At 37.7% G+C, this 23,042-nt stretch carries 28 protein-coding genes and 1 riboswitch; of the genes, 1 reads left to right on the top strand and 27 read right to left on the bottom strand.

From position 1 onward, the window contains the following. Positions 1 to 31: 31 nt before the first annotated feature. The 23 genes from ftsX to JF53_RS04510 form a co-directional block, all read right to left on the bottom strand. A complete protein-coding gene (gene ftsX, locus JF53_RS04400; RefSeq protein WP_047980823.1) occupies positions 32 to 925 on the bottom strand; it encodes a permease-like cell division protein FtsX in 894 nt (297 codons plus the stop codon). Continuing rightward, positions 915 to 1,601 carry a cell division ATP-binding protein FtsE gene (gene ftsE / locus JF53_RS04405; protein ID WP_047980824.1) on the bottom strand — a complete coding sequence of 229 codons (687 nt, stop codon included), beginning with the start codon at positions 1,599 to 1,601 and terminating at the stop codon, positions 915 to 917. The genes ftsX and ftsE overlap by 11 nt, the downstream gene beginning before the upstream one ends. Positions 1,602 to 2,079: 478 nt before the next feature. After that, positions 2,080 to 2,430 carry a cytochrome c551 gene (gene cccB, locus JF53_RS04410; protein ID WP_047980825.1) on the bottom strand — a complete coding sequence of 117 codons (351 nt, stop codon included), beginning with the start codon at positions 2,428 to 2,430 and terminating at the stop codon, positions 2,080 to 2,082. Between the two features lie 158 nt (positions 2,431 to 2,588). Then, positions 2,589 to 3,687 (bottom strand): peptide chain release factor 2 gene (gene prfB, locus JF53_RS04415; RefSeq protein WP_201777893.1). Its coding sequence is split into 2 segments (ribosomal slippage): positions 2,589 to 3,623 and positions 3,625 to 3,687, totalling 1,098 coding nucleotides; the frame shifts between segments, so codons are not numbered across the junction. Positions 3,688 to 3,879: 192 nt separating this feature from the next. Beyond that, positions 3,880 to 6,393 (bottom strand): preprotein translocase subunit SecA, encoded by a 2,514-nt coding sequence (gene secA / locus JF53_RS04420; RefSeq protein WP_047980826.1) that lies wholly within the window; start codon positions 6,391 to 6,393, stop codon positions 3,880 to 3,882. 354 nt (positions 6,394 to 6,747) lie between these two features. Beyond that, complete coding sequence (hpf, locus tag JF53_RS04425) at positions 6,748 to 7,299, bottom strand: ribosome hibernation-promoting factor, HPF/YfiA family (RefSeq protein WP_047980827.1); 552 nt, start codon at positions 7,297 to 7,299, stop codon at positions 6,748 to 6,750. 310 nt (positions 7,300 to 7,609) lie between these two features. Further along, positions 7,610 to 7,963: a flagellar protein FliT gene (locus JF53_RS04430; protein WP_047980828.1), complete on the bottom strand. Its 354-nt coding sequence runs from the start codon at positions 7,961 to 7,963 to the stop codon at positions 7,610 to 7,612. Continuing rightward, a complete protein-coding gene (gene fliS, locus JF53_RS04435) occupies positions 7,963 to 8,364 on the bottom strand; it encodes a flagellar export chaperone FliS (protein WP_047980829.1) in 402 nt (133 codons plus the stop codon). Before fliS ends, JF53_RS04430 begins: the two co-directional genes overlap by 1 nt. Positions 8,365 to 8,403: 39 nt before the next feature. Next, positions 8,404 to 9,885 (bottom strand): flagellar hook-associated protein 2, encoded by a 1,482-nt coding sequence (locus JF53_RS04440; RefSeq protein ID WP_047980830.1) that lies wholly within the window; start codon positions 9,883 to 9,885, stop codon positions 8,404 to 8,406. A gap of 13 nt (positions 9,886 to 9,898) precedes the next feature. Then, complete coding sequence (gene flaG, locus JF53_RS04445) at positions 9,899 to 10,255, bottom strand: flagellar protein FlaG (protein ID WP_047980831.1); 357 nt, start codon at positions 10,253 to 10,255, stop codon at positions 9,899 to 9,901. A gap of 73 nt (positions 10,256 to 10,328) precedes the next feature. Then, complete coding sequence (gene csrA / locus JF53_RS04450; protein WP_047980832.1) at positions 10,329 to 10,553, bottom strand: carbon storage regulator CsrA; 225 nt, start codon at positions 10,551 to 10,553, stop codon at positions 10,329 to 10,331. Between the two features lie 2 nt (positions 10,554 to 10,555). After that, the gene (fliW, locus tag JF53_RS04455; protein WP_047980833.1) at positions 10,556 to 10,996 is read right to left on the bottom strand and encodes a flagellar assembly protein FliW; all 441 of its coding nucleotides are present in this window, start codon (positions 10,994 to 10,996) and stop codon (positions 10,556 to 10,558) included. A gap of 15 nt (positions 10,997 to 11,011) precedes the next feature. Further along, positions 11,012 to 11,593: a DUF6470 family protein gene (locus JF53_RS04460; RefSeq protein WP_047980834.1), complete on the bottom strand. Its 582-nt coding sequence runs from the start codon at positions 11,591 to 11,593 to the stop codon at positions 11,012 to 11,014. 55 nt (positions 11,594 to 11,648) lie between these two features. Continuing rightward, positions 11,649 to 12,515 (bottom strand): flagellar hook-associated protein FlgL, encoded by an 867-nt coding sequence (gene flgL / locus JF53_RS04465; RefSeq protein WP_047980835.1) that lies wholly within the window; start codon positions 12,513 to 12,515, stop codon positions 11,649 to 11,651. Positions 12,516 to 12,524: 9 nt separating this feature from the next. Further along, positions 12,525 to 14,021, bottom strand: a complete 1,497-nt coding sequence (gene flgK, locus JF53_RS04470) for a flagellar hook-associated protein FlgK (RefSeq protein ID WP_053071879.1) — start codon at positions 14,019 to 14,021, stop codon at positions 12,525 to 12,527. A 29-nt stretch (positions 14,022 to 14,050) separates the two neighbouring features. Continuing rightward, the gene (locus JF53_RS04475) at positions 14,051 to 14,545 is read right to left on the bottom strand and encodes a flagellar protein FlgN (protein ID WP_047980836.1); all 495 of its coding nucleotides are present in this window, start codon (positions 14,543 to 14,545) and stop codon (positions 14,051 to 14,053) included. A gap of 17 nt (positions 14,546 to 14,562) precedes the next feature. Beyond that, the gene (gene flgM / locus JF53_RS04480; RefSeq protein ID WP_047980837.1) at positions 14,563 to 14,826 is read right to left on the bottom strand and encodes a flagellar biosynthesis anti-sigma factor FlgM; all 264 of its coding nucleotides are present in this window, start codon (positions 14,824 to 14,826) and stop codon (positions 14,563 to 14,565) included. 91 nt (positions 14,827 to 14,917) lie between these two features. Next, the gene (locus JF53_RS04485) at positions 14,918 to 15,343 is read right to left on the bottom strand and encodes a TIGR03826 family flagellar region protein (protein WP_047980838.1); all 426 of its coding nucleotides are present in this window, start codon (positions 15,341 to 15,343) and stop codon (positions 14,918 to 14,920) included. A 39-nt stretch (positions 15,344 to 15,382) separates the two neighbouring features. Then, a complete protein-coding gene (locus JF53_RS04490; RefSeq protein ID WP_047980839.1) occupies positions 15,383 to 16,063 on the bottom strand; it encodes a ComF family protein in 681 nt (226 codons plus the stop codon). Further along, a complete protein-coding gene (locus JF53_RS04495; RefSeq protein ID WP_236686904.1) occupies positions 16,060 to 17,181 on the bottom strand; it encodes a DEAD/DEAH box helicase in 1,122 nt (373 codons plus the stop codon). Before JF53_RS04495 ends, JF53_RS04490 begins: the two co-directional genes overlap by 4 nt. Positions 17,182 to 17,563: 382 nt before the next feature. Continuing rightward, on the bottom strand, positions 17,564 to 18,406 hold the full coding sequence (locus JF53_RS04500) for a DegV family protein (RefSeq protein ID WP_047980840.1): 843 nt from the start codon (positions 18,404 to 18,406) through the stop codon (positions 17,564 to 17,566). A gap of 204 nt (positions 18,407 to 18,610) precedes the next feature. Then, positions 18,611 to 19,303: a response regulator gene (locus tag JF53_RS04505; protein ID WP_047980841.1), complete on the bottom strand. Its 693-nt coding sequence runs from the start codon at positions 19,301 to 19,303 to the stop codon at positions 18,611 to 18,613. Positions 19,304 to 19,378: 75 nt separating this feature from the next. Beyond that, positions 19,379 to 20,524 (bottom strand): sensor histidine kinase, encoded by a 1,146-nt coding sequence (locus tag JF53_RS04510; protein ID WP_047980842.1) that lies wholly within the window; start codon positions 20,522 to 20,524, stop codon positions 19,379 to 19,381. Positions 20,525 to 20,715: 191 nt separating this feature from the next. Between JF53_RS04510 and JF53_RS04515 the strand changes: the two genes are divergently transcribed. Then, complete coding sequence (locus tag JF53_RS04515) at positions 20,716 to 21,363, top strand: YigZ family protein (protein WP_047980843.1); 648 nt, start codon at positions 20,716 to 20,718, stop codon at positions 21,361 to 21,363. 138 nt (positions 21,364 to 21,501) lie between these two features. Here the strand turns inward: JF53_RS04515 and JF53_RS17675 are convergent, their stop codons facing one another. The 4 genes from JF53_RS17675 to JF53_RS17175 all read right to left on the bottom strand — a co-directional run bounded on the left by JF53_RS17675 (position 21,502) and on the right by JF53_RS17175 (position 22,832). Continuing rightward, on the bottom strand, positions 21,502 to 21,657 hold the full coding sequence (locus JF53_RS17675; protein WP_169750780.1) for a hypothetical protein: 156 nt from the start codon (positions 21,655 to 21,657) through the stop codon (positions 21,502 to 21,504). A 60-nt stretch (positions 21,658 to 21,717) separates the two neighbouring features. Then, entirely contained in the window at positions 21,718 to 22,215 is a 498-nt protein-coding gene (locus tag JF53_RS04520; protein ID WP_047980844.1) for a VanZ family protein, read from the bottom strand. 83 nt (positions 22,216 to 22,298) lie between these two features. Beyond that, positions 22,299 to 22,622 (bottom strand): helix-turn-helix domain-containing protein, encoded by a 324-nt coding sequence (locus JF53_RS04525; protein WP_047980845.1) that lies wholly within the window; start codon positions 22,620 to 22,622, stop codon positions 22,299 to 22,301. Positions 22,623 to 22,703: 81 nt separating this feature from the next. Continuing rightward, entirely contained in the window at positions 22,704 to 22,832 is a 129-nt protein-coding gene (locus JF53_RS17175; RefSeq protein ID WP_083443544.1) for an anti-repressor SinI family protein, read from the bottom strand. Between the two features lie 24 nt (positions 22,833 to 22,856). Continuing rightward, positions 22,857 to 22,948, bottom strand: a riboswitch (cyclic di-GMP riboswitch). Positions 22,949 to 23,042: the final 94 nt, after the last annotated feature.

Below are 23,042 nucleotides of genomic sequence, written 5' to 3' on the forward strand. Positions count from 1 at the left end.
CCTTCACGTAAACTAGCAATTGTTCCGTCTATTAAACTTTCAAGAACTTACGAACACTCATCAAACTACCCCAAATTCCAATTCCAGCACCAACTACTAAGATTATTAACGCTAACTGCCAAGCAAATGGATTAAATGGCAAAATTTCCACAAACGCAATCGAGTTCATTCCACCAACACTAGCTTCAATTACTTTATATCCAGCTAACACACCAATAATTGGGATAACCGAACCAAGTACTCCAAGTAACAATCCTTCTACAAAGAATGGCCCGCGTATGAAACCATTAGTTGCACCTACTAGCTTCATAATTCCAATTTCTCTACTTCTAGCCATGATAGTAAGCTTAATTGTATTAGAAATTAAGAATATCGCTGTTAACACAAGTCCAGCGATTAAAACAATTCCAATCGTTCTTGCTAGACTAGTAAATTTAAATAAATTCTGTGCTACTTCTTGTCCATAGGTAATGGAATCAACAAAGTCCAAATCAGCCACTTCCTCCGCAATCACTTGCGTATCCTGAGGATCAACAGCCTTAATAATATAAGCATGGTTTAACGGATTTTCTTGCTCATATAACTCCCAAACTTCGCCGCCTTCACCCATACTAGCAATCAAACTACTTAACTCGTCATCTTTAGAGGAGAAAATAACCGATTCTACACCTGAAATCTGTTCAATTTCATCTCCAAGTGCAAGTACTTGTTCATCATTAGCCGTGAGATCAATTAGCACCTTCACCACGACATCTTCTTCTACTTTACTTGCCATATGGTTTAAATTTAGTATCAACCCTAAAAAGGCTCCCACTAATAATAGTGTCATGGTAACAGCACCAACAGAAGCAACTGTCATCCAACCATTACGATAGATGTTTTTTAATCCTTCACGAAAATGTCTTTTAATCGTTCTAGCCTTCATAGCCGTATTCACCTCGATGCTCGTCTCTAACAATCAAACCGTCTTCAATGGCAATTACACGCTTTTTAATCGTATTAACAATTTCTTTACTATGTGTTGCCATAATAATGGTTGTCCCACTGTTATTAATTTCTTCAAACACACGCATAATGTCCCATGAAGTATCTGGATCTAGGTTCCCAGTAGGCTCGTCCGCAATCACAATCTTTGGGTGATTAACAATGGCACGTGCGATTGAAACACGTTGCTGCTCACCACCAGATAATTCACTTGGTAAGAATCTAGCTTTGTTTTTAAGACCAACTAAATCCAATACTTCCATTACACGCTTTCGGATATTGCGTGGAGATTCCTCAATAACCTCTAATGCAAACGCAACATTTTCATAGATTGATAACTTCGGAAGCAAACGGAAATCTTGGAAGATAACGCCGATATTTCTACGCAACAACGGAACATCTTTTTCTTTTATGTCATTTACATCTTTATTATTGATGTATAAACTTCCCTTTGATGGTTTAATCTCTCGGTACATTAGTTTAATAAATGATGATTTACCTGCACCACTTGGTCCAACAATATATACAAATTCACCTTGACCTATTTCTACGTTGATACCATTCAAAGCAGTTACGCCATTATCATACGTCTTATATACGTCCTTCATTAATATCATGTCTAATCACCTTTATAGTTTAATAGTCAAAAAGTCTTATAATACTCAAGTTTCCTATACATTATAACATTATTCAACAATTTTTTTAGACAAAAAAATATTACATTTATGTTTCAAACGTAAATATTATCTGTCATCTCAGTGATATTCTGCTTAAACATGAAATATATAGTAAAATTGTACGATACTCTATTTGTCGAATTTTATTTTTCAGGGGAAAATGTGGCAGGTTAATGGATCGGAGGAATTAGTGGGGGTTCGGGTGGCTGGCTCTGGTTCTTTTTCTAGTAATTTTGGGCTATTCGTGTACTTGATAAACGTTATCATAGACATTTTCACCTGGTTTTCTACTCAAAGTGTCTCTGATACACGCTATCAGTGACATTTCCATCTGCTTTGTTATCCAAGGTGTCTCTAATAAAAGAAAAAAGCCTTAAACCTCCCGCGGTTTAAGGCTCTTCTTACTTTATTAAATACGTTATTTCTTCTCTGCTAACCAATCTGCAATCTGTTGTGCATCTTCATCGCTTACTCGGCTGCCTTGTGCTGGCATACTACCTGTACCATTAAGGATGATATCCTTAATTTCTTCGGAAGAGTAGTCAGCTCCAATTGTTTGTAGATTTGGTCCAGCACCACCTGATAAATCAGCTCCATGGCATGCTGCACATGTTGCTTCAAACAAATCTTCTGCTGAAGAAACAGTCTCATTACCGTCCGTTTGACCGGCATCGTTTGTTGCCCCGTTATCATCAGCTTCATCTTCACCACCACATGCACCAAGTACTAGTGCTGATCCAAATAGAATGGCAAATACCCATTTTTTCATCTGAAACTCCCCAATCTAAATTGTGATAATACTATCCATATCTTAGTATACCCATTATTTAGCATGATACTAGTCACAGAACGGACAAATTTTGGTTGAACATACTTCTCCCTCTACCTCGGTGGCACTTTTTGACAAATTTAAGAACTTCGAAAAACTTATAGCTGTGATCTTAAGTACGCATCAATAAATGGATCCAAATCGCCATCCATTACAGACTGTGTATTTCCAACCTCTACATTTGTACGATGATCCTTCACCATTGAATATGGATGGAATACATACGAACGAATCTGGCTACCCCAGCCAATTTCCTTCTGTTCACCTCGGATAGCGGCTAATTCTTGCTGTTGCTTTTCAATCTCTAATTGGTACAGCTTTGATTTTAGCATCTTCATTGCCGCTTCACGGTTTTTAATCTGTGAACGTTCGTTTTGACAAGTAACGACGGTATTGGTCGGTAAATGGGTGATTCGCACTGCCGAATCGGTCGTATTAATATGCTGCCCACCAGCACCACTCGCACGATACGTATCTACTTTAATATCCTCCGTGCGAATTTCAATATCCACATCATCTGACATTTCTGGTGTTACATCACAGGATACAAATGATGTATGGCGACGACCTGAAGAGTCAAAAGGTGAAATACGAACTAAGCGATGGACACCTTTTTCTGCCTTTAAGTACCCATATGCATTATGCCCTTTAATTAAAAGTGTGACACTTTTAACGCCAGCTTCCTCACCCGGAAGATACTCAAGAGTTTCAACGGAAAATCCTTTCCGTTCCGCCCATCGTTGATACATGCGCAACAGCATACTTGCCCAATCCTGAGATTCTGTCCCACCTGCACCAGGATGTAATTCTAACATTGCGTTATTCGCATCATATGGTTCACTTAGTAGCATTTGTAATTCAAAATCATTAATACGCTTTCGAAGTATTGCAAGGGCTTCAGCTAGTTCTTCAAAAAGCTCTTCGTCATTTTCTTCTTTTGCCATTTCAAAAGTTACTTCTAAATCTTCTAGTTCGCTGGAAATTTCCTCGAAACTAGTGACAAAGCCTTTGATTCCATTTACTTCATTAATGACTTTTTGTGCTTCGCTCTGGTCATCCCAAAATCCTGGGGCTGTCATGTCATGCTCTAGTTCTTGAATACGAGCCTTCTTTGTATCTAAGTCAAAGAGACCCCCTAAATTCCGCAATACGGTTATTCATCTTATCTAATTCGTTTCTAATTTCTGCTATTTCCATTCCATTCACCTCAAGATATCATTTTGCTTTATACTAGTTGTTCATGAAAGAACTTGGGACAAAAGTGTATATGGTTAGATAAAATCCGAACATCGGTGCATGTACCTGCTCCATGAACAATCCTAGAAGAGGTGCTGCATCATTGTCTTTTATCTTCACATTTTACTTATGTCCCAAGCTCTTTCGCTAAATTTATTGTCCGTGACAGTTTTTATATTTCTTTCCGCTACCGCATGGGCATGGATCATTTCTTCCTACATCTTCTGATTTCACGAACGGCTTACGTGCCTTTTTCTTTTCTTCACCGCCACCAGATACGGCTTGGGTATTTTTCACAACTGCTTGACGCTCAAGATTTTCTCTTACTTGCGCTTTCATGATATATCGTGCAACTTCATCCTCGATATTTTCAATCATGCTTTCAAACATTGCAAATCCTTCAAATTGATATTCACGTAACGGATCATTTTGACCATAGGCACGTAAATGAATACCTTGACGGAGCTGATCCATTTGATCGATATGATCCATCCATTTCGTATCAACTGTTCTAAGCAGAATAACCTTCTCAAATTCACGCATTTGTTCTGGCGAAATTTCCTGTTCTTTTTCATCATAACGTGTGCGCACTTTTTCCATGATAATGGCAAGAATTTCTTCCGCTTCTTTCCCTCGAAGATCCTCTACTGAAATATGTTCTTGCTCAAGTAGGTTACCTTGAACAAATTCCATAATCGCCTGTAGATCCCAATTATCTTCGTCATCATCCTGGGTATGTGTTTGAATGACGCGCTGTAGGGAAGACTCAATCATTTTCTCGATGATTTCACGAAGATCATTACCCTCTGCATCGATTACTTCAAAGCGTTGTTTGTAGATGATTTCACGTTGTTCACGTAATACATCATCATATGATAAAACGTTCTTACGTGCATCATAGTTATTACCTTCTACACGTTTTTGAGCAGATTCTACTGCACGGGATAGGAATTTATTTTCAATCGGCTGCGAGTCATCCATACCCATTCGATCCATCATGGTACGTAAATTATCAGAGCCGAATCGGCGCATTAATTCATCTTCCATGGATAGATAGAACTGTGACATACCTGGATCACCTTGACGTCCAGAACGACCACGTAGCTGATTATCAATACGTCTAGATTCATGGCGCTCAGTACCAATTACAGCAAGACCACCTAGTTCTCTAACACCCTCGCCAAGTTTAATATCAGTACCACGACCTGCCATATTTGTTGCAATCGTAACAGCTCCTTGTTGACCTGCCTGTTCAATGATTTCGGCCTCACGATAATGATTCTTCGCGTTTAAGACATTATGTTTTACACCTGCTTTTTTCAGTAACTGCGAGATGACCTCTGATGTTTCAACAGCAACCGTACCAACTAGAACAGGTTGTCCCTTCTGATGACGCTCTTTAATGTCTTCCACTACCGCTTTAAATTTACCCTCAATCGTTTTATAAATCTTATCTGGTCGATCATTACGTTCTACTGGTTTATTAGTAGGAATTGCGACCACATACATATTATAAATGCTTCTAAATTCCTCTTCTTCAGTCTTCGCAGTACCAGTCATACCAGCTAATTTATTATACATGCGGAAGAAATTCTGGAACGTAATGGAAGCGAGCGTCATGCTTTCATTCTGAATTTTCAAGCCTTCCTTCGCTTCGATTGCTTGATGCAAGCCATCACTATAGCGACGTCCCTTCATTAAGCGTCCTGTAAATTGGTCAACGATTACTACTTCGCCTTCTTCCACCACATAGTCGGTATCGCGATGCATGGAGACATGGGCACGTAAAGCCTGACCAATATGATGAGTTAGGGTTACATGATTTAAATCAAAAAGATTTTCGACAGAGAAATAACGTTCTGCTTTATTAATACCTTCCTCTGTTAATTGAACACCTTTTGTTTTTTCGTCATAGGTATAGTCTGCTTCTCTTTTTAGCGTATTAACAAAGCTATTTGCTTGCGTATAAAGGGAGGCAGATTTTTGCGCCGAACCAGAAATAATCAATGGTGTTCTTGCTTCATCAATTAAAATCGAATCGACCTCATCAATGATGGCAAAATTTAATGGACGTTGTACCATCTGTTCTTTGTACAACACCATGTTATCTCGCAAATAATCAAAGCCAAATTCATTATTCGTTCCATATGTGATATCCGCTTGGTATGCAGCACGTTTTTCTTCCTTAGACAAACCATTTGTATTCAAACCGACTGATAAACCAAGGAATTCAAATAATTGACCCATTTGCTTTGAGTCACGATCCGCTAAATATTCGTTTACCGTGATCACATGTACACCTGTTCCAGCAATTGCATTAAGGTATGCTGGCATAGTGGAAGCCAAGGTTTTACCTTCACCAGTTTTCATTTCGGCAATATTACCTTCATGAAGCACGACCGCTCCCATTAACTGAACAGGAAATGGACGCATATGTAATACACGTTTCGCAGCCTCACGAACGACAGCATAAGCTTCTACTAATAAATCATCCAAGCTTTCACCGTTCTCATGTCGTGTTTTAAATTCTTCTGTCTTCTCTCTTAATTGGTCATCAGATAAGCTTTCCATATCCCCTTCTAATGATTCAATTTGATCGACAATAGTTTGAATGCGACTTAACTGCTTTTTATTACCATCAAACATCTTTTTTAAAAAACTAGCCATATGTTACGCTCCTCAGTCCTATAGTGAAACTTTTTGATGAGATTAAGTATCTCCCAAATTGATTGGTCCTTATTGCTTCGTACATACTAATTCGTTCACTATTTTTATTCGTTAAATCATTCATCTTATTATAGTTAAATAATAACACTACTTAATTCTATATGCCAACCACAGTGTTATAATACGACACATGAACTTAAAAAACGGAAAAGGCTGAGCCTAAAGTAATTACGGTAAGATAAAATCCGAACGGTGGTGAAGCACACTATCTACACTAGAAATAGTGTATTGCTCGTCTTTTAGCTTACGCGTTTTACTTTTGACTCAACCTCAATATCGTTTATTAAATTATGCTTAATTATTTGGTTCTATTAAACCATATCTTCCATCTTTACGGCGATATACTACATTTGTATCACCAGAAGCTGCATTTTGGAAAACGTAGAATTCATGTCCTAGCATATCCATTTGCAATACTGCTTCTTCGGAATCCATAGGTTTTAGATCAAAACGTTTAGTTCTAACAATCTCAATATCGTTTGATTCTTCAACCTCTTCTTCAATATCTTCCGCAAGGCTTGAAAGTATTGGCTTGAATGACACGTTTTGTCGGAATTTACGATTTACTTTTGTTTTGTATTTTCTAATTTGTCGTTCTAGCTTATCGACTACTAAATCGGTTGCTGCATACAGGTCTGTATGCTCCACCTCTGCCCGAAGTAAAAGACTTGTCATCGGGATCGTTACTTCAATACGTTGTTTCTCATTATAGACACTTAAATTCACATGCACATCTGATGCTGGGGTGCTTTCAAAATATCTTTCTAGTTTACTAATCTTCTTTTCTACGTAATCCCTGATAGCTTCAGTAACCTCAAGATTTTCACCACGAATGTTGAATTTCATAAAGTGTCCTCCTTTTTACCTTTGTATATATTATACTATGTTTTCCATTAAAAATCCCGTATAAACATGCTTATTTTGTAAATTTCTTAAAACTAAAAGTTGCTTAATCCCTGTCTAGGCATAGTTCAAAGATAGTTACATTAAATTCATATTACATTAACAAAAAAGAAGCTGGGACATAAGTGTTAATGGTTAGATAAAATCACGAACGTTGGTGCACGATACCCGCTTCGGGAATATACTTCGCTGAATCAGTGCATTGTTCGTCCTTTTATCTTCTCATTTTACTTATGTCCCAGCCTGTTAATTTCTATTTCTTTTTATCCATAAACATTCCATCTATTGTTTGGATGTTTTCATATGGATTAACGTATTTTCGGTTGGAATTTTTTTGCTTCTTAATTTGCTTCATCTCGGTTTTCAAACCCGTGAACAACATTTCCATTTTTTTCTGGATTTGCTCGTTCAATGGTAACAGTTTCTTCCCAAGCGCGAGCTCCTCATTTGAGAAAGGTTCCGTTGCTTGAAGCATTGCCTTCTCTCTCTTTTGGAGAAGCGAGTTGATTTCTGTTATAACTTCCGGTCGGGTCGAAGAATTAATTTCACTGTTTAATAGCTGTTCGATCTGTACCGTCATTTCATATATAGGCTCAACACGATTCATTATACATGCTCACCCTGTGCATATTGTTTTTGTCTCGTCTTTAAAATTACTTGTTTCCACGTATCTCGAAAATCGGTCACAAAACCAAGCACCTCTTCTAAAATACTTGGATCATTTTTCATATTTGCTTCCATCAAACGCTGGTGCATATAGTCATATAAGGGCATAATTTGCTTCGAAATCTCTACCCCTTGATCCAAGGTTACCATTAGTTCCTGGATAATTCGCTGCGCTTTTTGGATGTTCGTATTTTTTGCTTCTATATTATGATCCTGCACGTCTTTTATCGCTTGCTTGATAAACTTAATGCAGCCATTATACAGCATCAATGTTAATTCTCCACCTGTTGCAGTGTTAACAGCATTATTCTGATATGCTTGATATGGTTTATTTAAAGCCATACTGGAAAGCTCCTTTGTAGAAATTTTTCACTATTGGATTTATGCTCCACCAAATTGAGATAGTAATTGGGACGATTGATTATTCAAACGTGATATCGCCTGTTCCATCGCATTGAACTGGCTCCAATAACGACTTTCTACTTGTAATAAACGATCCTCAAAATTTGAAATTCTTGTGTCTAAATCCTTGATACGCTTACCCAATGTGTACGTGTCTAAAACGTTTTTAGTTGTACTACCAGCTCGTTCTTCGATGCTTTTCATCATGGATTCCATCGAATCTTCTAATCGATTAATTAGTCCACGACTAGGATCGTTTTTATCGGTTGTCGAGTTTGAAAATAGCTTGTTAACTGCAGCTGGATCTTCTCGTAAAGCCTCTTTTAATTTATCCTCATCTACGACCAGCTTACCACCATTCATGTAGTCAGCGCCTGTTGAAATTCCCACTTGTGTTAAAGAGGTTATTTCACCACCGGTTTCAACGTTGGAATACCACGTTTGACGTAAATCAAACATACCAGAAGTAAGAATTGATTCTCCGCGAAGAATACCACTTTTTGCTTTTTCTTCCCAAAGCTCAATTTCTTTATCGCTCATCTCTTTCTTTTGTGCTTCTGTTAATGGCTTGTAATCACGATAGCGTTCTTGTGTTTGGGAGCCATTAATCGATTCTACGATTTCATTATATTTATTAACAAAATTCATAATAGAGTCAAAAGCTGCATCCACATTATTATCAACGGTTAAGCTAACCGTTTGGCCAGCCGTAACATTTTTAAAGGAGAAGGTCACATTGTTTAATGTGTACGAATTCTGCTTTGAAGTAAATTCCACACCATTATACGTGAAGGTTGCATCTGTTCCATTTACTTCATTTTCCTGTGACAATTGAAGTGTGGTTGCGAAAAACGAATCATCTGCAAATTCTATTTCATTACCTTCCGTATTGTAATTACCAGTTCTAGTGCTTTCTAAAATCACTTTATTGGAGGTTCCATCATAAAATGCTCGAACATTATTATCACCATTAGTGATTTTCTTCAATACATCATTTAGTGAGTCGGTTTCTGCTACTTCAACCGTATGTTCTTCCATTGCTTGCGTCTTTTCGTTAAATGTTGAAAATCTTACCGTTGTCGCTTGATTTAATGCTTTTGACGGGTCGAAGTCTTTACCTAAATCAGCTCCAACATTGATTGCTGAGGTGGCTAAGCTATCTACTTTGATTGAGTATGCACCATTTTGAGCACTTGACGTTGCGGTTGCTGTTACAGCACTCTCCATGGAAGAACTTACAGTTTTCGAATTGTATGTGCTACTTAATTTCATATCGAAAATTAAGTCATTATCCATTTCGTATAACTTTTGATAGATTTCACGGTATCCATCACGTTGCCATTCTAGAAGCGTTCGGTCTTGCTCCATACGATCTAACGGCATTCTTTCAGCCGACATTAGTTTTTCAATAATTTCATCTGTATTAATACCAGAAGCTAATCCACCTATTCGCATTACCATTTATAACACCTCTTTATATCTTTTTATCAATTAAAAACCCCATATAGTCTGCCATAGCAGCATACATATCTAGAATTTTTTTCGATGGTATTTCTTTGATTACTTCATTTGTTTTCGGATCGACAATTGTCACATAGTATTCATTTAATTCATCGTGTAACTCAAATTTAAGATTAGTTTGAAGTGGTTCAACAAAATCGTTAAGCTTTTGAACTGCCGTTTCCACTTCACTCTTTTGCTGTTTTGGATCAAGTGTACCGAATTCCTTCGGTTGTCTATCTTGCACAACAGTTCTCACTTCTGCTGCTACTCTTTTGCTGTCACTGTTTTGCAAGGGCTGTGTATTGTTTGATAATGAATCTAATCGCATCCCCATGCATCTCCTAACACGTTTTTTCTTATATCGGATAACGAATGAAAAAGTTAAGTGTTTCTATGCGTAGTTAATCGTTTTTTACAGGAAGTAGCTTCACAAGGTCAACCGATACATTGGCAGCCTCGCTATTTTGATTTTGAATTTCGGAGTAAATTTCTTTGCGATAAATTTCAACTGACTTCGGTGCAGCAATGCCTAATTTAATTTGGTCACCTTCAATCGCCAGCACTTTAATTTCGACAGCATCACCAATTTGAATTGCCTCATTGAGTTTTCGCGTTAGCACTAGCATTACTACACCCCTTTCTCAACGATGGATTGAATCGAAGCAGTACTTGGATACTCATCCAAGTTTAAAATAAACTGTTTACCAAGCATTTTCTTCTGATTAATGATTAATGGTGCCCGCAAATTAATCGTGCTGGATTCAAATGGATCCTTTAACGTAACAATAGTTGATACAAATACATCATCTTCACTCGCAATTTCTAATGCTGCTACGGTTGAATCGTCTAATTTAAAGGTATAATCCTTATAAAACTGATACGGATTCGCAACTACAAATGCTAGTTGAGCCGTTTTAACCGATTGTAAAAATTGAAATACCGGATTACCAGGGATATCTAATAACACAAATTCTGTCTCTTCAATAAAACCCGGTAGACCAGCAGCAAATTTTACAATCTTGTCCTTTTCTATTGTCACATCACCTAGATATTTCGTTTGAATTATCATGTGTATCACCTCTTGTTATTTAGCTTGGGCTGTAGTAGGAAAGAGATTTACAAAATCAATTTGTAAATCCTGATAATTTGCCATTGAAACTGTTACATCTCCTGGTATGTAATTCACCTCAGGCTTATTGACACGTGCTTCAATAATTGGCTTGTTTGGTTTCACATCAATTTGTACCTCAGATGGTTGATAGTGTATTTTCACGGCAAAGGCAGATGGAATAAATTTAATTCCTAATGCTTTCATTGGTTCATGTGCATTTTGAACTGCTTGACTTATTAAAGGATTACCCTTGTTTTCAATTTTCATAAGTTCTGTTCCTTCAGCAGCCCTTCTCCCTATTCCCTCTAAGGCAGCTTGTTTACCATCTTGTGCAATTTTCTCATTTAATCGCTCCACCGATCGTAAATTCATATCCTCCCAGGCTTGTGTTTGATCTATTGTTAGCTTGGCAGGTGTTGTTTGCATCGTCATTTCTGCACGAGGCTGTTGAATGGAGAGGTCTGCTTTAGGTTGTATCATCTCTTGTCTTGCTGGTTGTGTATCAATCGCGATTCTTGCTTGCTGCGACTGCATTCGTATTTGTGGTAATTCCATAGAGATCTCCCCCTATTTAAAACTAAAACCCTGTACCCTTAACGGGCCAGGGTTTTTACCGTAGAAAATCAATCAAAGATGGTTGAATAATGCGTGATCCAGCTGAAAGCGCAGCACGGTGCACGCTCTCCTGTGTCATTAATTTTGTAATAACCTCTTCGTAATCAATATCTTCATTATTAGACATCATTTGTGTTGCGGAAATTTCTTGTGTACCTAGTCGATTTTCGATTAATTCTAATCGGTTCATTCTCGCTCCTAAATCAGCACGTGCATTAATGACGTTTTCAATATTTTCATCAATTGCGCTAATGCTCGCTTCAATATCTTCCTGACTATCACTTTCAAGAGCAGTGATGAAGGAATCCACTCGATCAAATGCATCACTACCAAATATCTTATTAGCATTTACATTTGACTGAATTTGAATACCACTTGATACTTCAATATAAACTGGTGATTCATTGATGTCTCCAGGTGTCCCTGAAATTGGAGCTTGGTCTGTTTTTGTACCATTAAAAATATATTTTCCATTCACTTTTGAATTAGCAATATCAATTAAATGTTGTTTTAAGGATAATGCCTCTTCTTTAATATTTTGTCTTTCCGCCGCATCATACGTATCATTACTAGCTTGGACAGCTAATTCACGTAGTCGTTGTAAGGTCTGAGTTGTCTGGTCTAATGCTGCATCTGAATTATCCATCCAGTTATGCACTTCATTTGTATTACGTTGATACTGTTCTACTTGTTGTAATTGGCTACGATAATCCATTCCTTTAACTGCTACAACTGGGTCATCAGAAGGACGGCTGATTTTCTTTCCAGTCGTTAACTGATCCATGTACGTACCTAAATTCGAATAGCTATTGGTTAAATTTCGCAGCATACTATTTGATAGCATTGACTGTGTTACGCGCATTTAGAATCCCTACCTTCCTACTAATCCCATATTATTTATAATACGATCCAAAATCTCATCCGTTGCCGTCATACTTCTTGCAGCGGCATTGTATGCATGTTGAAACTTAAGCATATTTGTCATTTCCTCATCAAGTGAAACAGAACTTACCGATACACGCTGTTCTTCTACTTGTGAACGAAGGATATTCGTGTTTTGTGCCATTCGGTTTGCTTCTTGTGCTGCAACACCTAATCTACCAATTAACCCTTCATAAAATCCTTTGATAGACGCTCCGTCTCCAAGAGGATTGCCATTAATTAGTTTATCCATTACTTTGGCTAGTTCCCCTGCATTTTCACCATTCCCTGAAGCATCTTCCTCAGAGCTTGCTGCAATTAATGCAGGATCATCTTGAATTTCCTCTGAAACCGTCACGTTTCCATTTTCATCTATCTGGAAAAATTTAAGTTCAGTGTCTTGAACACCATTATAGTTATAGCCTTCTTGATGGACACTATTAAACTCTGAAACAAATGTTTCCGCTAGTTTTGCAAGATTTGCTTTCATATTTTCATAGGAAACAACTTTATCACCTGAACCAGGATACCCATGTGCATCCACTAACGACTTAAGAGATCCTGATGATAGGTCGATTGTATTTCCACCAAAAGTTATTTCATTTACTTCAGCATCTTCTGCAAGATCAAATTCTTGGTACGTAGGCTCTCCAGTTGGATCTACCAAGTATACCGGTCCAGATGCAAATGATTTTCCGCTATCATCTACTAATTCAATTTTAGCTAGACCCGCCGCGATATCTTGGGCACTTTCTGCACTTTCCACTCGGTGAACTTTAATATTAGCAATACTAGATAGTTTATCAATTAAACGATCACGCTCATCATATAAGTCATTCGCCAAATAGCCATGTGGCTCAATTTCCTTAATTTGATTATTGATTCGGTCAATTTGACGTAATATGCTGTTTGCATCATCAATCGTTACATCAATTTGTTTCCGGATATCTGTTTGCATGGATTCGATATTATTAGATAGATAATTAAATGTGTCTGCAACTGCAATACCACGTTGAACAACTACTGATCTAGCACTCTCACTCTGCGCATCTACTGATAAATCCTGTAATGATTGCCAAAATTGGTCCATCGTATTGGCCAAACCACTCTCAGATGGTTCGTTTAATAGACTTTCCATCCGATATAACGACTCTGACATGGTCTCCCAATAACCTGTTTTACTATTTTCCGCACGATACTGCATATCAAGAAAACTATCACGAATACGTTCCACGGTTCCAGCCTGTACACCAGTACCGATTTGCCCAGGGATTTGTGGACGATTACGAGAACCAGTTGGGAAGGCAGGAGTCGTTTCAAAATTAACACGCTGTCTTGTATACCCTTCTGTATTCGCATTTGAAATGTTGTGTCCTGTCGTATATAAAGCTGATTGTTGTGTAAATAGCGCTTGTTTCGCCATCTCTAAGCCATGGAATGTACTCACGTAAGATTCTCCTTTTTAAAAAATTATTCTTATGCCTTCGAATCAAATACCGAACGCCCTACAGATGATTGCTCACTCTGTGTCTTATTTCCGTAATTCATACTCTTTAATGTCGGACTTAATAAATCGATGGAAAGCTGAACAAATTGCATGGACTGTTGAATCAAAGCCATATTCAATTGCTCCTGTTGCTTTAACTCCACGATTGCTTCTGTTAAACGAACAGCGGCCGCTTCAACCGCTTCTTTTTCTTCCTCAGCTGTCAACTGTTGCAACATAGTTGTTACGGTAGCTTCTGCTAGTGGTAGCTTATTTTCCTCAAACCATGCTTCCACTTCAGTTCTTCTGCTTTCTTCCGCCTGTTCCAATTGCTGCACGTATTTCCGTTCCTTGACTAAAACGGCTTGTAGCTTTTCGACAGCACCTTCTTTAATGACGGTAGTTTTTTCTTTTGATAACTGTACCAGCTGCTGATGAATTCCCGTAAGCTTGTCCAGCTTTTTAATAATTGCTTGTACGGACATTTATATGTGTCCTCCTCTTATTGCTTTGACCAAAAGCCGATCATTTTTTGTGCCGTTTTTTCGTAATCAATCTTATACTGACCAGATTCAACCTGATTCTTTATTTCCTGCACATACGCTTCACGCTTTGGATTTACTTTTGTGTTTTCCTGTAGCTTCATTGCTTGTGTTGAAATTTCAAGCTGATCCTGTTGTTGTACTGACTTTTTATAATCCGCTTGTTTTTGAATTTGATTTTTATAGGGATTAAAGTTTGTTTGATTTGCTCCGTTAATTTTCATCAAATCACCTCATTTATTTCCGAACGATTGTTTATCTATATCGAACTTAGTGTTATCTATACTATCGGCTAATATTTATAAATTTGTAGTGTTATCTCCGATGTTTATCGATTGTGTAATAAATTTGTTTCTTATCGTCGCTCAGAAGCTTGTTTCTTTCCGTGATTTTTTCTAACTGCTCCACTCGATCCAAATCGTGTTTCAGTTCTTCTGCACAATTCATGCAAAGCTTCCCAGAGGTTATTGGTGTCCTACATTTTTCACAAGGATAGCCTAATTTTGGAAACATGGTCGTTCGTAATCGATTTTCTTTAATAAATTTCGTGATCAGCGCCTCATCGACTCCTGTAGCCTCCACCACTTCGATAAGTGTAGCTTCTCTATTTATTTGTTTCCTTAAAAAATCATAAACAATTTGAAAAGCAGCTTCTTCTTCTTTATAACAATCCCGACAAACATCTCGTATCTGTTTTACAAAAACCTTTCCACATCTGACGCAATTTGCTAAATCTGCCATCTATCCTTCTTCTCCTCAATTCAATATAGTACGATTAATTTATCCCCGAACTAATGTGTACGTGTAAACGCTTGGGCAACCATGAAGTTTTAATAGCTTCGCTGCATGACGTAATGTAGTACCCGTTGTATATATATCATCGACTATTATAACAGGATTGTTTAGGTTTTGCTGAAGGATAAATGGATTATTAGACGTAATTCTTTCATGTCGTGATTTTTTTGATTGTTTTTCCCCATGAACTCGGGTTAACACCTCTTTTGTTTCCAGTGGTAAAAATTCCGCTAGCATTTTTGCTTGATTAAAGCATCTTTCGTGGATTCGCTCGTCACTTAAAGGAATCGGAACAACTACGGCATCCTTTACCTTTGCAAACACGGTTTTATAGTGCGTTAAAAAGCTTTCACGAAAAATATAACCTAGCTCATAATCTCCTCGATACTTCCATTTGGCAATAATTTCTTGCATTTGATTCGAATATGGAAAAACCGAGTAATTAAATTCGATACTGTCATCCCCGTGCAGATACTCTTCCCACCATAAGCAATCCTCGCACACTCGTTTCGTTGACAGTCTACTACATTTTCGACAGCGAGAGCCTGTCAGTTCCTGAACACCTTCTGCACATGTATCACATATTGGTTGTGCTTTTGGTGGCATAGCGATTGTTGTCCAATCAATCGTCACATGAATTTCCTCATCACACCATAGACAATTCATTTGGAAAAGCCTCCTCGTTTATTCATCGATTGAATCGATCGGATCGACTTCACCATGGCATTCGTTTTACCATTGTGTACAAAAAGCACCTCACCAGTTGGATCATCCATGCTTCTACCTGCCCTACCAGCAATTTGCACTAATGCCGCATCATCAAATACCATATGCCCAGCATCTAGTACGATAACATCCACAGAAGGAAAAGTAACTCCACGCTCCAATATCGTGGTTGTAATGAGTAACTGAATTTCCCGATTACGAAATTGAATAATCTTTTCTACCCTCTGCTCATCCTCTGAATGGGCAGAAACAATAGATTGAAATGGGAGTGTAGAACCTTCTCTAAGTTTTTCCGCCAATTCCTCAGCTAAGGCAATCGTTGGGACAAAAATAAGCAACTGACGATTGGGATTCTTACGTTTTTTTATCCAGGTTAAGACGGAGTTAGGAAGCTGACGCTCTTTTATCGCTTTTTTTAAGGAAATACTCATATGCAAGCGAGGAACAGGCAAAGGATGACCGTGGTACCTAACAGGGACAAACACATATGGGAGTTTTCGCAGTGTCATTTTCAAACGAAGGTCTTGACGAGGAGTTGCGGTAACGTAAATCATGGTATGTCTATCCTTCTTTGCGCGATTGACGGCATATGGCAAGGTAGCATCATTGTGAAAAGGAAATGCGTCAACTTCATCAATAATGACTACATCGAAGGTTTTATGAAAGCGGAGGAGTTGATGCGTCGTAGCAATTATCAGTTGGGCACTACCTTCCTTTTCATCACTTCCTCCATATAACGCTTGAACGGGTACAGTCTGAAATGCTTCCTTAAACCGAGGCTGTAATTCCCGAACAACATCTGCTCTTGGTGTTGCAATACAAACTCTTTTGCCAAGCTTAAGTGCCGCTTCTATCCCACGAAATAACATCTCGGTTTTTCCAGAACCACATACCGCCCAAACGGCTAGTTCCTTTTCCTGCTGTTGGATCGCTTGGACAATCCGATTTGATGCATGCAGTTGGGCATCCGTAAGCGTCCCATCCCAGCTTAACGGGGATTCATGTGACTGCCACACAGGCACTTCACCAGACCAAACATAAAGGGATTCACACTGCATCACTCTTCCCATTTGAATACAGTTTCGGCAATAAAAATGAGTTGTATGACATTTTTCACATGGAATTTTGCCAAATAATGAGGGCTTTTGATTTCCACAGCGAACACATTGCAGATAGCCAAACTTACGACTAATTGTGGGGATTTTAGAAAAACAGTGCTTGTAGCTTGCTAAATCAGGGGCGAATTCTTGTTCAAGGAGTAGTTTACCAGCATAACGAAAGACAAATTCTGCTTGAGGCTTTGGGAGATTGTGTTGAGGAGAATGTACTGGATAGAGCATTCCATCACTCACTTTCTATTAAATATAGAGGAGAATCGACTGCCAGTTGAACTGAATGCTTACTGGCAGCCAACAATAAATAGTAATAAAGTATAATTGCTTATTTATAATACCAACAAACGCCGATAGCACCTTCCCCAACATGGGTTCCGATTACCGGGCCAAAATAGCTGATTAATGCTTCTGTATCAGGATATTTCTCATTAAATTCTTCTTTTAATTCCATTGCCGCTTGCTCATCATTGGCATGAACAAAGACAACTTTTGCTACTTTACCTTCTTGCGCATCCTCTTCCAGCATCCCAATGATACGATTCAGCGCTTTCTTACGTGTACGAATTTTTTCAAAAGGTACAATTACCTTATCCACAAAATGCAGGACCGGCTTCACCTGTAGCAAACTACCAACAAGTGCTTGTGCACCATTCAATCTTCCGCCACGGTGCAGGTTAGTTAGATCATCTACCATAAAATAACCGTGCATGGTTTTCTTCATTTCTTCCAGACGAGCAATAATTTGTTCTGGCGTTTTATTCTCTTTCGCCATTTCAGCGGCTTCCAAAGCATAAAACCCTTGAGCCATACAGCTGATCTCAGAATCAAATGCATAGACGTCTATACCTTCAACCATATCACCAGCACTAACAACTGCTTGATACGTGCCACTTATACCACTCGATAAATGAACCGATACAACCGCATCATATTCATCACGAAGCGCTTCTAGTTTTTCGGTAATTAATCCAATCGGCGGCTGTGAAGTCGTCGGAAGTTCTTTTATATCTTTTATCTTTTGGTAAAATTCTTCAGTTGTTAAATCTACTTCTTCTTGATAGGTTTCATCACCGAAGATAACACCTAGCGGCACCATATGAATCCCATATGCATCACGCATCGCTTTAGGAATATACGCCGTGCTGTCTGTCATTACAGCAACCTTCATCGTAACCTTCCTCTCCTGTTTATTTTTGTCTGCTCCTTATATTTTACATGAATGTCTCAAAAAATGCATCATGATAGTCTGCGACTAGGGCAGGAGAAGGTGATTCACTAGATGCCAAATATACCCTTTACCCATATAAAAACAAAAATAGCTTTAGTACATTTTCCTCTGTACTAAAGCTATTAATTATGCGTTTATCAAATTTTACAGTACTTCAACCCAACCCTTACGGATAGCTGAGACAACTGCTTGTGTACGGTCATTAACATTCATTTTTTGTAAAATATTGCTGACGTGATTTTTGACTGTCTTTTCACTTATATACAACGCTTCAGCAACAGCGCGGTTACTTTTTCCATCAGCTAAAAGCTGTAGAACTTCACACTCACGCTTCGTTAATAAGTGTAGTGGGCGATGGTATTCGATACGACTTCCAATTCCTACAGACACTGTTTCTTTCGCTAGTCTCCGATATTCCTGAACAAGGTTATTCGTAACCTTTGGATGCAGGTATGATCCGCCTTCACTCACTACCTTGATTGCTTCAATTAATGAATTAGAATCCATTTCCTTCAGCAAATATCCTTGAGCTCCAGTTTTCAATGCGTGCGTTACATAGTTTTCATCATCATGGATAGATAGTATGATTACTTTTGATTTAGGATGATTTCTAACTAACTCCGCAGTAGCTTGTACACCATTCATGTTTGGCATGTTTATGTCCATTAAGACAACATCCGGATTATATTCTTTCACTAATTTACTAGCAATAATACCGTCATCGCCTTCTGCCACCACATCAAATGATGGTTCGAATTCTAAAATACGTTTTACCCCTTCACGGAATAATTTGTGATCATCAATTAAAACAATTGAAACTTTCTTATCTAAATTCATTGTCTTTTCCTCCCCAAAACGTAATATTTACCCTATTACGTGTACCATGACAGACAATAATTATATCTCTATTTATTAGACAAGAGCCCTTTCATAGGGTACTCGTATAATTATTTTTGTGCCTTTTCCGATAGTAGAATTAATTTCCATTGATCCATCAAACATTTCAACACGCTCTTTCATCCCCATTAACCCGAATGATTTGTCCCGCTTTAATGTTGGGTCAAAGCCTTTTCCATCATCGGCAATCGTTAAATTAAGGTTATTCGAGCAAATTTCAATCTTTACTGTAATTAGGCTAGCTTCTGCATGTTTGACAGCATTTTGTATTGCTTCTTGTGCTAATCTAAAAAATGCAATTTCGTACTTCTGGTTTATTCGTTTAACTTCACCAATTGATTTAAAATCAATCTTCACTTGGTTATATTCTGCTGTTGTCGTTATATATTTCTTAATTGTAGGGATAAGCCCCAAATCGTCCAGTGCCATTGGTCTTAGATCATATATAATACGACGTACTTCATAGAGTGATGTTCGCACCATTTTACGGACATTCTTAATCTCAGTTAAAGCATCCTCTGGACTACCCTCACGGAAGGTTCGATCTACTAATTCAGAGCGCAACAATATATTAGCTAACATTTGAGCAGGACCATCATGGATTTCCCTTGAAAGACGTTTTCGCTCTTCCTCTTGCGCCTCGATAATTTTCAGACCAAATTCTTGCTTTTCTTTGGCCTCTTCTATCATTTCATTAACCTGTCTAAAGTCATCAGTCAGATATGTTAATATAACAGCAATTTTATTTGCGAGGTTCTCTGCGCGTTTTATCGTCGAATCTAAATTTTGTAGCCTTCTTTCTAAATCATCACGCTTTACACGTAGAACTCTTTCCTCTTGGCGAAGCATTGCAAGCTGCGTTTGTAACTCATGAGTAGATTCATAGATTTCACGAATTTCATCTTCTGTATAGCGATCGAAGTATTTACTCACTTCTGATAAGCGCCTTCTTGAATAACGAACATTTTGATCCAGCTTGTCACCATCTTCTATGTAACGTATGACCTTCTGCTTTGTGACTTCGAGCTCTCGTAATAGTTGCTCATATTCAGACCGGGCTTCCTCACTAATATGAAAAATTTCATCTTTACTATTTTCAACGACGTCAACCATTTCATCGAGAATAAAATCTAAATCTTTTTCCCTAGTTTTCACAGCCATCGGCACTCACCAACCTATGGTATAATTATACGTGGTTTTGATTAATTTTTATAGGGTTATTCGTAAAATATTTAAAATAAATAGTGGAAACCAATCAAACGTTAGTTATGAATACCCATTTTGTCATTTATCAAAACATGCTTTTTACTTATTTATATATGAAAAAAGATTCATAAGGGGGAAATATACCAGTGTTATCAAACTATTTCACCGTTAAAAAAGATGGAGGATCCCATGAAATTGTCATTCAAAAGTCAAGGTTCATTGGTACTATCAAGCGAGTTGAATCAGAAGAAGAAGCCCAAGCCTTCATCCAGGAATTAAAGAAAAAATATCATGATGCAACTCATAATTGTTCTGCCTATATTATTGGGGAGCATGACCAAATTCAAAAAGCGAATGATGATGGAGAACCAAGTGGTACGGCAGGTGTACCTATGCTAGAAGTACTAAAAAAACAACATCTAAAAGATACTGTTGTGGTTGTTACGCGTTATTTTGGTGGAATAAAATTAGGTGCTGGTGGTCTAATACGCGCATATGGTGGGGCAACATCTCAAGCTATTCAGAACATCGGTGTCGTGAAACGCCAACTAATGCAAGGATTCTCTATCACCGTAGATTACAATCTCCTAGGAAAACTAGAGAACACCCTCCGAAACTCTGACTATATGCTAGAAACAATCAATTACTTGGAAAATGTTGCGTTCATCGTTTATGTAGAAGCTGGTAAGGAGTCCAATTTCCAAGACTGGATGATTGATGTAACAAACAACCAAGCAAACATCCAACCAACAGAGGTAAAATATATAGAAATTGATGTTGATCGCACTCATTAACCTAGCAAATTCTGTGGTTGGGACAGAAGTGTTTTAGAAAGATAAAATCCGAACGTTGGTACACAATATCCGCTTCGGGAATAGGTACATTGTTCGTCTTTTATCTTCTCATTTTTTCTTTGTCCCTTCCCTACTAACTTAATTTATCATGTGATTGTCTTTTGTTATGATTTTACTACCATTTAATTCTTTTATAAGTGTTTGAATTAATTCCTCGGAAGAACGAATTTTATTCTTCTCGGTATCATCAATCACTTTCTTCATCATATTTTTAAAAAATTCGCGTTCAACCATTTCATTACCGCCCTAATCATTTTAATCTAGCTTCCATTATCTTAGCATATTTCCAATGATTTACTTCTTTACAATCGTATTACGTTTGTATTTATTTCTAGCTAACAGAAGTAAGCATGCTGCTATTGCACCAATTGCATCAATTAGCACATCTCCAACAAAAGGCGTCCTGTTTGGTGTCATTCCTTGATGTAATTCATCCACCATAGCATATGCAAGGGTAAGGAAAAATGAAACCACGATAATCTTGCGTATCGTCCAGTTAACCGTTTTTCGAAATGCTGCATAAAATAAAATTAATAATAGAAAGAACGCTCCAAAATGAGCTCCTTTACGAATGAAAAATTCGATAAATCCTTCCATTCCCAGTGCTGCAATACTAACCTCTGACTGATGATATGTGAATGAAATCCAATCTAAATAGACTTCTAGAAAGGATAAGTCAATATTACTAGATAAGAATGGCTTAATATTTTGTTCTTCATAAGGTTGAGACGATGAATAAAATAGACATCCCATCCAAGTAATTGGCATTAGCCAATTCATAAGCAGTCGCATGTTTTCACCCTGGCCCGTCCTATTAAACCGCATACATATAATACTACTAAAAAACAAAGTTAAACCGTAGATTAGCTACGGTTCTAGTTTTGTTTCTTCCATTTATTAAATTCTAGAAAATCTTTAAATTCTTCTTTTGAAACACCAGATTCCATTGCTTCTTTAACAATATGAAGCCATTCACCATCTAAATCCTCCAGTTTTATAGGATCGCCAGTATTTATTAATTCATTAACTGAAACACCTAATACCGCGCTTATTTTCTCGATAAACTGAATAGATGGATTTGACTGGAGGTTTCGCTCGATGGAACTTAAATACGATTTCGCTACATTTGCTTTTTCAGCAAGTTCCGATATAGACATTCTTTTTTCATTGCGTAATTGTTTAATTTTTTCACCGATCAAGAAGCCTCACCTCTTTACAGGAGATTATATCATAAACAGGTGAGTGGTTCTATATAAAGTACATTTTTTTCTACCATCTGATTATGTAGTTTGTTTTGCCTCTATCAGAAAAAGTCGTACTTCCTCCACAGACATACCTAAGTCCTTTGCCTCTTTGATTAACAGCACCCATTCGTAATCAAGATTGACATCCTTAACGACTTTATCCAAATTCCCGTCCCCCATTTTGCATCCACATGCAATCCAGCCATCATAGCCCGAAAAGCTTTAGCTTTAGACCTGTGACTTTGCGTCCCCACTTTTCAATGAGTTTGCCCTTTTTAGGAAGATTATTTTTTTCTAAGACTATTATACTAAATGCCTAAGTCTTTTTGGGTGTCTTGTTTTGTCAAATCAAAACTAGTTTTGTAATTTTCAGGC

It is taken from the genome of Ornithinibacillus contaminans, assembly GCF_001038425.2.
Classification (GTDB): Bacteria; Bacillota; Bacilli; order Bacillales; family Amphibacillaceae; genus Ornithinibacillus; species Ornithinibacillus contaminans.